14 protein-coding genes are annotated in these 12,175 nt (G+C 52.4%); 9 read left to right on the top strand and 5 right to left on the bottom strand.

Annotation, left to right across the window (positions count from 1 at the left end):
- Positions 1 to 7 precede the first annotated feature (7 nt).
- From fliJ to fliR, 9 genes are all read left to right on the top strand, one after another.
- Positions 8 to 448, top strand: a complete 441-nt coding sequence (gene fliJ, locus DDA898_RS13725; RefSeq protein WP_013318492.1) for a flagellar export protein FliJ — start codon at positions 8 to 10, stop codon at positions 446 to 448.
- Between the two features lie 2 nt (positions 449 to 450).
- Positions 451 to 1,776: a flagellar hook-length control protein FliK gene (locus DDA898_RS13730; protein WP_038911472.1), complete on the top strand. Its 1,326-nt coding sequence runs from the start codon at positions 451 to 453 to the stop codon at positions 1,774 to 1,776.
- Between the two features lie 133 nt (positions 1,777 to 1,909).
- Positions 1,910 to 2,398, top strand: coding sequence for a flagellar basal body-associated protein FliL (fliL, locus tag DDA898_RS13735; RefSeq protein WP_013318494.1), 489 nt, complete (start codon positions 1,910 to 1,912; stop codon positions 2,396 to 2,398).
- Positions 2,399 to 2,403: 5 nt separating this feature from the next.
- Complete coding sequence (gene fliM, locus DDA898_RS13740; protein WP_013318495.1) at positions 2,404 to 3,420, top strand: flagellar motor switch protein FliM; 1,017 nt, start codon at positions 2,404 to 2,406, stop codon at positions 3,418 to 3,420.
- Positions 3,413 to 3,829 carry a flagellar motor switch protein FliN gene (gene fliN, locus DDA898_RS13745; protein ID WP_013318496.1) on the top strand — a complete coding sequence of 139 codons (417 nt, stop codon included), beginning with the start codon at positions 3,413 to 3,415 and terminating at the stop codon, positions 3,827 to 3,829. The genes fliM and fliN overlap by 8 nt, the downstream gene beginning before the upstream one ends.
- A complete protein-coding gene (gene fliO / locus DDA898_RS13750) occupies positions 3,829 to 4,245 on the top strand; it encodes a flagellar biosynthetic protein FliO (RefSeq protein ID WP_013318497.1) in 417 nt (138 codons plus the stop codon). The genes fliN and fliO overlap by 1 nt, the downstream gene beginning before the upstream one ends.
- A complete protein-coding gene (gene fliP, locus DDA898_RS13755) occupies positions 4,242 to 5,018 on the top strand; it encodes a flagellar type III secretion system pore protein FliP (protein ID WP_013318498.1) in 777 nt (258 codons plus the stop codon). The genes fliO and fliP overlap by 4 nt, the downstream gene beginning before the upstream one ends.
- Before the next feature lie 43 nt (positions 5,019 to 5,061).
- On the top strand, positions 5,062 to 5,331 hold the full coding sequence (gene fliQ, locus DDA898_RS13760) for a flagellar biosynthesis protein FliQ (protein WP_013318499.1): 270 nt from the start codon (positions 5,062 to 5,064) through the stop codon (positions 5,329 to 5,331).
- A 2-nt stretch (positions 5,332 to 5,333) separates the two neighbouring features.
- The gene (gene fliR, locus DDA898_RS13765; protein WP_038911473.1) at positions 5,334 to 6,116 is read left to right on the top strand and encodes a flagellar biosynthetic protein FliR; all 783 of its coding nucleotides are present in this window, start codon (positions 5,334 to 5,336) and stop codon (positions 6,114 to 6,116) included.
- A gap of 176 nt (positions 6,117 to 6,292) precedes the next feature.
- Here the strand turns inward: fliR and flgL are convergent, their stop codons facing one another.
- The 5 genes from flgL to DDA898_RS13790 all read right to left on the bottom strand — a co-directional run bounded on the left by flgL (position 6,293) and on the right by DDA898_RS13790 (position 12,096).
- Positions 6,293 to 7,222, bottom strand: coding sequence for a flagellar hook-associated protein FlgL (gene flgL, locus DDA898_RS13770; protein WP_038901548.1), 930 nt, complete (start codon positions 7,220 to 7,222; stop codon positions 6,293 to 6,295).
- A gap of 32 nt (positions 7,223 to 7,254) precedes the next feature.
- Positions 7,255 to 9,177, bottom strand: coding sequence for a flagellar hook-associated protein FlgK (gene flgK, locus DDA898_RS13775; protein ID WP_038911474.1), 1,923 nt, complete (start codon positions 9,175 to 9,177; stop codon positions 7,255 to 7,257).
- A 126-nt stretch (positions 9,178 to 9,303) separates the two neighbouring features.
- A complete protein-coding gene (gene flgJ, locus DDA898_RS13780; protein WP_038911475.1) occupies positions 9,304 to 10,254 on the bottom strand; it encodes a flagellar assembly peptidoglycan hydrolase FlgJ in 951 nt (316 codons plus the stop codon).
- On the bottom strand, positions 10,254 to 11,363 hold the full coding sequence (locus tag DDA898_RS13785) for a flagellar basal body P-ring protein FlgI (protein WP_038911476.1): 1,110 nt from the start codon (positions 11,361 to 11,363) through the stop codon (positions 10,254 to 10,256). Before DDA898_RS13785 ends, flgJ begins: the two co-directional genes overlap by 1 nt.
- Before the next feature lie 16 nt (positions 11,364 to 11,379).
- A complete protein-coding gene (locus DDA898_RS13790; RefSeq protein WP_033112348.1) occupies positions 11,380 to 12,096 on the bottom strand; it encodes a flagellar basal body L-ring protein FlgH in 717 nt (238 codons plus the stop codon).
- Positions 12,097 to 12,175: the final 79 nt, after the last annotated feature.

Here is a 12,175-nt window from a genome sequence, read left to right on the forward strand (position 1 = left end):
AGGACGAATGAGGACTCAGTCTACTTTCGTCATGCTGCGTGATTTGGCCCAAAAAGAGGTTGATGCCGCGACAACGCATCTGGGTCAGATACAAAAAGCCTATTTGCAGGCTGAACAGCAACTTAATGCGTTGTTAGGTTACCATGATGATTATCGCCAGCGGCTCAATGACTCAATGACCGAAGGCATGGCCAATACCTCCTGGCAAAATTATCAGCAATTTATTTTGACTCTGGAAAAAGCGATTGAGCAGCACCAGCATCAGTTATTAAATTGGTCTTCTCGTTTGAATCAGGCGATGAAAGCCTGGCAGGAAAAGCAACAGCGACTGAATGCATTTAGTACCTTACAACAGCGCGAACAGACTAAAATGCTGGCGCATGAAAATCGCCTGGAACAAAAGCGGATGGATGAATTCGCCCAACGCGCATCAATGAGGAAAACATAATTATGAACTTGCCAGCAATGCCGATCACCACTACGACTGATGCAAGCACAACTGCGCCTCAGGGGAATTCTTTACTTGCGCTGCTGGGCAAAGACCAGCTACCGGAAAATTTTGTTCAGTTGCTCTCGCAGAAACTGTCATCGGCACAGTCCGCCAAAAAGACCATTATCAGCGATCAGGAAAGCGCCGATCTCAAAGACGCACTGGCAAAAAGCGGCATTGAAGCAAACAGTGACGAATTGAATGCCATCCTGGGCGCCTTGACTAAAGGCACCTTGACGCTGGCTGACTTGCAATCAGGCAATTCTCTTGAATCGCTGCTGGCCAAGGCTCAGAAAAAAGTCAGTGCAAAGGACGAGAAAACGACTGATAACGATGCGCTGGCTATGCAGGCGTTGTTTGCCATGATTCCGGTACAAACTACGGCTCAGACAAAAGCGGTAACGGAAGGTACGGCATCCAACTCGTCTTTATCCGACGCGTTGAGCGAGTTGAAAAACGGCAAGACCAGCAACAGCGTTTTGAGCTCGTTGCTGAACTCGGCGAAAACCGACGACGCATCGTCACAAGATAAATTTACGCTGAATGGATCCGCAACGGCGGATAGTACGGCCGCATCATCCCTGGCTGCCGCAGGTACCTCTGCCGCCGCCAAAAATAACGGGCTGCAGGTAGAGGCTGACCAAGCCAAAGATAGCTCCCTGCTGGCATCCCGTAAGGAAGACAGCGCCAGTAATCCGATAGCGGCATCCGCGCCGGCCGATGCCGGCGCCAACTCGTCATTGCACACGCTGTCGTCACTGTTCGCCAACAATGCCACGCCAACGCAACCTGCCGCCCAGCACGTAACCAGCCAGATCAATGCGCCGTTGGGTACGCAACAGTGGAATGATGCGCTGGGTCAGCAGATCGTGATGTTTAGCCGTAACGGTCAGCAGACTGCAGAACTGAAACTTCACCCGGAAGAGTTGGGCTCACTGCATATCATGCTGAAAATCGAAGACAATCAGGCGCAGATTCACCTGGTTTCCGGTAGCAGCCAGGTGCGCTCCGCACTGGAGTCCGCACTCCCCCACTTGCGCAGCGCGATGGCCGAGAGCGGCATCAACCTGGGACAAAGCAGCGTAGGGTCGGATGCCAGCAGTTGGCAGCAGTCACAGCAGCAAGTGGCAAGCAACGCCAATGGTAACGGCGGCGGCAACGCCTCGTCTTATCAGCAGCAATTCGGCCAATCTGAGCATAACGCCGCCGAAGTTGAACCACTGGCGGTACCGGCACGGCTACAGTCAATGGCAACGGGTATTAATGGCGTTGATATCTTTGCCTAATGAAGAAGTTAACGCTTTTTTTATTGTTTATTCATTGTATTGAAGCGGTGAATAGGCGGGATAATCGTGATATCACGCATTTATCTAATAGCTGCCTTTGCCATTAGATACTGATAAATAACAGGATATATCATTGGCTACGTCTAATAAGAAAGCCCAGTCAGGCGGTAATAAGAGGTCCCTCTGGCTGATACTCTTGATTGTTATCGCCCTGGCAGCCACTGCCGCAGCGGGTGCTGGCTGGTGGTTATTGAGTCATAAAAAAACCGAAATGGCAGCCAGCGAGCCGCCTCCGCCGCCTGCGCCGGTATTTATGCCGTTGGATACATTCACCGTTAACCTGTTATCTGCGGATAACAACCCGGATCGGGTGCTGTATGTGGGGATCACCCTGCGACTGCCGGATGAAGCGACTCGTGCGCGCCTGACCAACTATCTGCCGGAAATTCGCAGTCGTTTGATTATGCTGTTTTCTCGTCAGAGCTCGTCTGTTCTGGCAACGGAACAAGGCAAGCAAAAACTGGTTGAAGATATCAAGCAGGTATTAAGCCCACCGCTGGTTCCTGGACAACCTAACCAGGTAGTCAGCGATGTCCTGTTCACTGCTTTCATTTTGCGGTAATCATTATGGGTGACAGCATTCTTTCACAGGCAGAGATTGACGCTCTGCTAAACGGTGACAGTAGCGATAATAGCGCTGATGCCAGCAACGCTGCTTCGCAGAAAGACGGGGATGTCAAACCCTACGATCCCAATACACAACGGCGCGTCATTCGTGAACGTCTGCAGGCGCTGGAGATCATCAACGAACGTTTTGCACGTCAGTTCCGCATGGGGCTGTTCAACCTGCTTCGTCGTAGCCCGGATATTACCGTCGGGGCCATCAAGATTCAGCCGTATCATGAGTTTGCGCGTAACCTGCCGGTTCCGACCAACCTCAACCTGATACATCTGAAGCCTCTGCGCGGCACGGCGCTGTTTGTGTTCTCCCCCAGCCTGGTCTTCATTGCCGTTGACAACCTGTTCGGCGGCGACGGTCGTTTCCCCACCAAGGTTGAAGGTCGTGAGTTTACGCATACCGAGCAGCGTGTTGTGCGCCGGATGCTTAAACTGGCGCTCGAATCCTACAGTGATGCCTGGAATGCGATTTACAAGCTAGATGTGGAATACGTGCGTTCGGAAATGCAGGTAAAATTCACCAACATCACTACATCGCCCAACGATATCGTGGTGACAACCCCTTTCCATCTGGAAATCGGGACTCTGACCGGCGAATTCAGTATCTGTATTCCCTTCTCCATGATTGAGCCTTTACGCGAATTGCTGGCCAACCCGCCGTTGGAGAACTCGCAGCAGGAAGATCAGCACTGGCGTGAAACACTGGCAAAACAGGTACAGCACTCGGAGCTGGAGCTGGTTGCCAACTTTGTTGATATACCGGTTCGACTGTCAAAGGTTTTGAAACTCAAACCCGGAGATATTTTGCCGATTGATAAACCTGAACGCCTGGTGGCTCATGTTGATGGTGTGCCAGTATTGACCTGTCAATACGGTACGTTAGATGGCCAATATGCCTTGCGTGTTGAACACTTGATTAATCCAATTTTAAATTCTCTGAATGACGAGGAACCGCTCAATGAGTGACATCAAGAAACCGTCCGAAGAAACGGATTCCGTGGACGATCTGTGGGCTGATGCATTTAACGAGCAGCAGTCGGCAGAAAAAAGCGCGCCGGGTGGTACCGAAGGTATCTTCAAGAACTTTGATGTGCAGGACACTCAGGGTTCAATGCAGGATATCGATCTGATTCTGGATATTCCGGTCAAACTAACGGTAGAACTCGGCCGCACCAAAATGACCATCAAAGAGTTGCTGCGTTTGTCGCAGGGCTCCGTGGTCGCGCTGGATGGCCTGGCCGGTGAGCCGTTGGATATCATGATTAACGGGTATCTGATTGCTCAGGGTGAAGTAGTCGTCGTCTCTGACAAGTATGGCGTACGTATTACCGATATTATTACGCCGTCAGAACGTATGCGCAGGTTAGGCCGTTAATGACGGGTACCGCACAACAGACTGTCTCTACGATTCAGCAGCCGCCCGCGGCTGCTGAATCCGTTATTTCCGGCGGTGCGCTATTGTCGCAAATCGGCACCGCCTTGTGCGGTGTGCTGTTGTTGATCTTGCTGGTCGCCTGGCTGCTACGAAAACTGGGCATCGCGCCCCAGATAAAAAGCAGTAATGTTATGAAAGTGGTGTCGTCTTGCGCGGTCGGGCAGCGTGAACGTATCGTAATTGTTGAAGTTGACGATACCTGGCTTGTATTAGGGGTAACGGCTCAGCAGATCACCCATTTGCATACCCTGCCCGCGCGCCCTGTTGGCAATGCGACATCGGCAGAAAAAATTGCGCCAGCCGATTTTCTCAAGTTTCTCAAGAAAGCGACCACGCGTCCGGAAAAAACCGAATGAGTACCACCCTGCGTCCGACTTCTTTCTCTGCATGGCTGCGTCTGCTACGTTATCCTGCGGCTTCTATTCTGTTGTTGATCGCACCCCACGCACTGGCACAACTTCCCGGTATTATCAGCCAACCCTTGGCCAATGGCGGACAGAGCTGGTCATTGCCGATTCAAACGCTGGTTTTCATCACATCGCTGAGCTTTATTCCGGCTGTATTGCTGATGATGACCTGTTTTACCCGTATCATCATCGTCCTGAGCCTGCTGCGCAACGCATTGGGAACGCCAACCGCGCCGCCCAACCAGGTGTTGCTGGGACTTAGCCTGTTTCTGACTTTTTTTGTGATGTCGCCGGTGCTGAACCGCATCTATGACGAAGCTTATCGCCCGTTCAGCGAAGATAAAATCAGTATGGAAGTGGCTATCGAGAAAGGCTCACAGCCGTTGCGTGAATTTATGCTCCGGCAGACTCGGGAAGCGGACTTAGCCTTGTTTACCCGTCTGGCGCAAATTCCTTCACTGCAAGGCCCGGAAGCGGTTCCGATGCGGGTACTGGTACCGGCGTATGTTACCAGTGAGCTGAAAACCGCCTTTCAGATCGGTTTTACGATTTTCATTCCTTTCCTGCTGATCGACCTGGTTGTCGCCAGTGTGCTGATGGCGCTGGGTATGATGATGGTTCCCCCGGCCACCATCTCGTTACCATTCAAGCTGATGCTCTTCGTGCTGGTTGACGGGTGGCAATTGTTGCTGGGGTCGCTGGCCCAGAGTTTCTATACTTAGTCGGTGCGGTTACTGCTGTTCACCACGTCAGAGGAATGCCCGTATGACTCCTGAATCCGTCATGGCTTTAGGCTATGAAGCAATGAAAATAGCGCTGATGCTGGCAGGCCCTCCTCTTGTCGCCGCACTGGTCAGCGGCCTGATTATCAGCCTGCTCCAGGCCGCCACACAAATCAACGAAATGACCCTGTCATTCATACCCAAAGTGCTGACAGTGTTTTTCACGTTGGTGGTTGCCGGCCCCTGGATGCTCAGCGTCATTCTTGATTATATGCGCACAATGTTCAGCCAATTCCCCAACATGATTGGATAAACATGGTCACCCTCAGCAGCATCGACATGATCGGTTGGTTTAACCAGTTTTTCTGGCCACTGGTCAGGATCCTCGCGCTTATTAGCACCGCGCCTATCTTTAGTGAACGTTCTATCACTCGTCGGGTAAAGATCGGACTAGGAGTGCTGATCACCATTGTCATTACGCCGAGTATCCCTCACACCTCGATTCCAGTATTTTCCGCCGCCGGTATCTGGATGCTATTCCAGCAGGTGTTGATAGGCGTGATGCTGGGTTTCGCCATGCAACTGGCGTTTGCAGCTATCCGTCTGGCCGGTGATATTATCGGCCTGCAGATGGGACTTTCGTTTGCTACCTTCTTTGACCCCAGCGGCGGCCCGAATATGCCGGTGATCGCCCGGCTCATGAACTTGCTGGCGTTGCTACTTTTTCTGAGCATGAATGGGCATCTATGGCTGATATCGCTACTGGTCGACAGTTTTCACACCATCCCCATCAGTGCCGAACCTATCAGCGGTAATGTATTTATGACTCTGGCCGAGGCTGGCGGAAGGATATTTTCTAACGGGCTGATGCTTGCCCTGCCACTCATCACACTACTGCTGACTATCAATATGGCGCTTGGCTTATTAAGCCGGCTCGCACCACAGCTAACCATCTTCGCTATCGGCTTCCCCATCACCCTCTTCGCCGGAATCATCACCGTGGGCTTTCTCATCTTCCTGCTCTCGCCTTATGCAGAAAAACTGTTTGGTGAAACCTACGATCTGCTGGCTGACTTATTGAGCCGCTTTGTCGGGTAGCCCGCTCATTTTTTCCGTTCTTCCCTGTATCTTCCCGACGACGTATCCCAAATTACCTGATTCGCATCGCATCGAAAAATACGCAGCAAAAAAAAGCATGTCATCTTATGAAGGATGACATGCCAAAAAGAATACGCCCGGTTTAAGCGTATCCAAATACGGTTCGCTATTCCGTTTTATTTATTCAGTTGGAACAGCGAAAGACTCTGCATATCGCTAAAAGCCTTGTATGACGCCTGCAGAGACTGTTGTTGCATCATATACGTGGAGATGGTCGCAACCATATCGATGTCAACCAAGTCGCTCAGTGTCTGTTTGTTCGCCGTAGTACGATCGGTACCAATGCTATCCAGCGTATCGATTTCCTGCAGCTGAACGCCCAACGTTGCCTGAGCCGACGACACGTTGGTCAGCGCGTTCTTGAGCTCCTGACTGGCTGCGTTGATAGTAGCGAGATTCGCGTCTTTGACTGCGGTGGTGGCGCCTTCCAGTGGGGTTTCCAGCGCGCTAATCACGCTATCCAGCGCACCGAAGATATCCGCGGTGCCGCCCGCGTTGTTAAATACGTCGGAACCGATATGCCCGACAGTCATGACACGGTCAGCATCCACCTGCTGGGAAATGGCTTGATTACCACCCACATAGCTAACGGTGCCGGACGCATTGGTAGTAAACGGCTGAGAGTCGGTCTTGTAGCCGCCGAAAACATAACTGCCATTGCCATCCGTACTGTTAGCCAGATTGAGCAACTGAGATTTCAGGCCGCGCAGAGACGTTGCGATAAGCTGGCGATCGTTATCATTCTTTGTACCGTCGGCACTTAACAGCGTCGTGCTGGCAGAGGTCAATGCGGTTGCCACGTTGGTCAGCACGGACAGCTCGCTATTCATACCATTTTCGGCAAAAGTACGCGCCAGCGCATACTGCTCATTCTGAGCCTGCGCCTGGTTAACCATAACCGCCTTGGACGCCGCTATCGGATCATCAGAAGGGGTGAGCACACGAGTATTGCTGGCAAGTTGCTGCCCCGTCTTGCTAAAGGCTGATAATCCATCTGTGACGCCTTGCATACTCTGCTGAAAAATAATACTGGTACTCAGTCGCATAACTTATTCCTTACTATTTTACCGTCACAAATTTAGCTACGGATCGCCAACAGGGCATCAAAGATCGTCGAAGCAGTCTGGATTACCTTGGCATTCGCCATGTAATACTGCTGGAAACGAACCAGGTCACCATACTCTTCGTCCAGGTTGACACCAGATACAGACTGTTGCTCAGTAGTCAGTTGCGACACCACATTTTTCTGCGAGGTATCGGTAACCTTGGCGGTGCTGGTTTTGTTGCCGATATCCCCGACCAGGCTGGCATAAGCCTGACTGACACTGGATTTGTTCTCGACAACCTTAGTAGTTTGCAGATTCAACAACGCTTTGGCGTTGGTGTTATCACTCACGCCGCCACCAGTTGACGTCAACGAGACGCCGGCCGCTGCAATCTTGGATGAATCCGTCACTTTTACCGACATATCCACGATAACATCGCGAACACCCTTGACCGTAAAAAGGTCTTTCGCTGCCGGCGTACCAGAGATATCCAGTTTCATGCCGTCAAAAATCAGGTTGGCCGATGTCGAGCCGCTGGCGGCGGTATACGTCGCAGAGGAAGACAGGTCAGCTCCATCCGACAAGCGCGTGACCGACCAGTCATTAGCTGACGGACCAACGAATTTGACGCTATAGTCGCTCGCCTTGATGTAATTGGTGTCGTTACGGGTCAGTGAGGCAGCGGAAGTAGAGCCTGTCGGGGCAGTCTGCGAAATTGCTGATTGTCCCGGTGATACTTTGAAACTGAAAGTATCGCCTGATGCGGCCGAACCGGAAATATCGATAGTGAAACCATCAAAGGTCAATGCGGAGCCTGACAGGGTTGAGGCGGCTGTCGTACCGTCAGAGCGGGTAACACTCCAGGACGTCCCGTTGTACTGCATCGAGTAAGTATCGCTCAGGTAGGAAGAGGTCAACTCGGTAGCGGACGTATTTTTGGCACTCTTTAACGTGACGGATGAGCCAACGCCAAAGAAATCCCCACCCTGCGCGTTGTTCAGGTCGAACCCGGCTTTGTGCTGCTGGTTGAAAGCATCGGCAAACGCCAGCGCCATCTGTCCCAACTGATTGCGGGCGCTATCCAGCGTACTGGTGCGGAAACTGAGCAAACCGCCGAGAGAGCCACCGGTGATGGTGCTTTCTTTCACTTCGCTCGCACCGGCAATCGCATCGTTATAAGAAACGGTGGTGCGAGTCGGGTCGGTGCTGGATTGGGTCGCAACCAGCGTATTGTAGCTTTTGCCCTGAACCAGGGTCAGGCCATTTTTCAGTGAGACGTTGTAAACGTCGCCGTCCTGAACCGCCACATCCACACCAACCAACTTATTCAAGTCATTAACCAGGTTATCGCGCTGGTCCAGCAGATCATTCGGCGCCGCACCGTTATTGGCACCTTTCAGACGAACAATCTGATCGTTGATATCAGCAATCTGCTTGGCATAAGTATTAACTTGCGTAACGGTGATGGAAATCTCGCCGTTGATATTGCTGTCCATATCGCGCAGGTACTGATCGGCGATCTTGAACTGGTTGACCAAGGCTTCAGCTTTACCCAGCACGGTTTGACGTACTGAGGAGTCGCTGGAATTGCTGGTCAGGTTCTGTAGGTTTTTGAAGAAATCCTGAATCGTGGTGGACAGGCTGGATGAGCTGCTCGACAACAAGTTATCTATCTTGGAGATCTGACTGTAATACGACGTGGTCGAGCTGCTTGTTGTTTGTGCTGCACGTAATTGTTTAGCAATAAAATCGTTGTAGTCACGATTGATGCTGACGACGGTGACCCCATTGCCAATGTAACCGGCGGAAATATTGGTGCCGTTGTTCTGTGCCAACAGTGCATTTTGACGGCTATACCCTGTAACAGCCTGGTTACTGATGTTGTTACTGACGGTACTTAACGCCGCCTGGGCAGCGCTTAAACCACTCATTCCGGTGTTAATCAGATTGGACATGCTGGGTTCCTTTTACTCTTACTCATGCACAGACAGGAAAGTACCTATTGCCGGGCACAAAAAGATATCGCCGTTATAAATTAACTTGTATAGCTATCGGCAGGCGGGCTGAAAACTTGAGGAGAATTAGAAAATCCCGCTCAGGTCGTGTGTATAAGCCTGAACTGCCTTTTCGCCCGAATTTTTCATCTGCTGAATCATGCTTACCAGTTTCTTCGCATAAGCCGGATCGGTCGCATATCCTGCTTGTTGCAATGCCACCGCAGCCTGCTCCGCGGTGGACGCGGCAGAAACGCCGGCATAACGGGGATTCTGCGTCAGCAATTTGGCGTAATCGTTTAATGCTTCCAGATAAGAGCCGTATACGCGGAAGGCCGCTTTGACCTTTTTAGCGACACCCTGCTCGTATTCTGTCGTAGTCACTTCAGTGACCGGACCATCCCAGCTACTGCCGGCTTTAATACCAAAAATGTTGTGGCTGCGGCGCCCATCGGCGGTAGGAATCTCACGCTGTCCCCAACCGGACTCCAGTGCAGCCTGCGCCATAATCAGGTGATGAGGAATACCGCTTTGCTGGCTAACCAGCATGGCCGGTGTGGACAACCGGGAGATAAAATCGGTGCTGCTCATCGGCAGCGCAGACGATTTCTCCGGCAGCTTAGGTACCGCCTTACGCACCATCTGTTCCAGTACAAACGAGGGCATGGCACGGGCTAATTGGCCATCGGGCTTGAAAGGTGCCGCTGATGCAGGTTCGTTCCCGGCAATACCCTGACCCATCATCTGTTTTTCAATCACGGAAGCCAATCCCAGCCCTTTGCCCGACGACATTTGCTGGGCCAATTGCTGGTCATACATTGATGTGAGCATGCGGGTTTGATCGCTGCTGAAAATACCATCTTTCGGCAACGCGTCACGCATGCTCTTCATCATCATCTGCACGAAGACGCCTTCCAACTGTTTAGCCACAGCGCGGATCCCTTCCCGGCTCTGGGGATGACTGGATACATCCCGCTTCAGCGCGTTAAGTGACTGTGTCTCATAAGCAGCATTGTTAGACGTCTTCATATCGCTCATCAGATAATTTCCAGCTTCGCTCTCAGGCAACCGGCACTTTCCATCGCCTGAAGAATTGACATCAGATCCATCGGCGTAGCACCAAGCGAGTTCAACGCCCTGACCACACTGTTAAGGTTGGCGCTGGAGTTTACTCGTTGCAGCGCGCCGCCCTCCTGACGCACGGAGATTTCCGTCTGCGGCGTCACTACCGTTTGCCCACCCGCCAGCGGTGTGTTCGGCTGACTAACCACATTTTGCTGATTGATGGTGACGGACAGGTTGCCCTGCGCGACCGCGCAGTTTTCCAGTTGGACATTACGGTTCATGACCACCGAGCCGGTACGGGAATTAATGATAACCTTGGCGTCCAGCGTGCCGACATTCACCTCAATATTCTGCATATCGGCCAGGAACCTCACCTGAGCACTGTTGCCGGCAGGCACCACAACCCGAACAGTACGCGAGTCCAGCGGCGCTGCCGAACCACCGCGACCAAAACGGTTGATGGCATCGCTGATGCTCTGCGCCATGGTGAAATCATCCTGATTTAACTGCAGCATGATGGTATTGCCGGTGCCAAAGGTATTGGGCAGTTCACGTTCGATGACTGCACCGCCGCTAATACGGCCGCCCGCCAGTTGGTTTACCTGCACGCTGCTGCCACCCGCGGACGCGCCAGCGCCGCCGATCAAGACGTTCCCCTGTGCGATGGCATAAATCTGATTATCCACCCCTTTCAACGGCGTCATCAGCAGCGTACCGCCACGCAGGCTCTTGGCGTTCCCCAGGGAAGAAACGACAACATCCACTGGTTGTCCGGAGCGGGCAAACGCCGGCAGCTTAGCCGTCACCATGACTGCAGCTACGTTTTTCAACTGCATGTTGGTGCCGGCCGGAACGGTGATCCCCAACTGGGACAGCATGTTACTCAGACTTTGAGTGGTGAACGGCGTCTGCGTGGTCTGGTCACCGGTGCCATCCAAACCTACCACCAGACCATAGCCAATCAGAGCATTATCACGCACGCCCTGAATACTCACCAGATCGCGGATACGCTCAGCCGATGCTGGCGGAGCCACCACCATCAGCAAAGCAAGAAGAACGGTAAAGATTGAAGTGATCCGCATTGTATGCCTCATCAATTTAGAACGGCGAAACATTAAGGAAGAACCGTTGCAGCCAGCCCATGGTCTGCGTTTCATTAATGTAGCCATTACCCACATATTCCATACGCGCGTCCGCCACTTGCGTTGACGGTACGGTATTGCTGCCGCTGATAGTTCTTGGGTTCACCACCCCGGAGAAACGAATAAATTCGGTTCCCTGATTAACTGCAATCTGTTTTTCACCCACGACATGCAGGTTGCCATTCGTCAGCACCTGATCCACGGTAACCGTTATCGTACCGGTGAAGGTGTTATTCGCGTTGGCACCGCCTTTCCCGGTAAAATCATCTTTGCCGGTGGCGTTAAATGCGGCCCGGTTGTTGCCCAGTGGGCCTTCCAGCAAACGCGGCGTTGTGGTCATGCCGAACGAGCCGGAAGCATCACGGCTGGCATTTGCCGACGAACTCTTGCTGGCGCTGACGTTTTCCTGCAGCACAATGGTCAGCGTATCCCCTACGTTTCTCGGGCGGCGATCCTCAAACATCGGTTGATAACCATAGTTCATCGCCTGACCGGTCTGGAAAATGGATCCGTTGGGAATAGCCTGTAAAGGCGGTGCAGGCTGCGCTGTCGTTGGGCCGGTCACCACCTTGTCGTGAGGTATATAGGCGCAACCGGACAGTGTTAACATCATCACGTATGCCAGCAGACGGGGCCGACATGGCTGCAACGCTGCAACCGACTTCGTATTCATCATCACTACGGATATCGCCTTACTTTCAGTAATCTATCCACATATTGAATCAAGGTGGCCACTTTACCCATCTGCATTC

The organism is Dickeya dadantii NCPPB 898, from assembly GCF_000406145.1.
Lineage (GTDB): Bacteria > Pseudomonadota > Gammaproteobacteria > Enterobacterales > Enterobacteriaceae > Dickeya > Dickeya dadantii.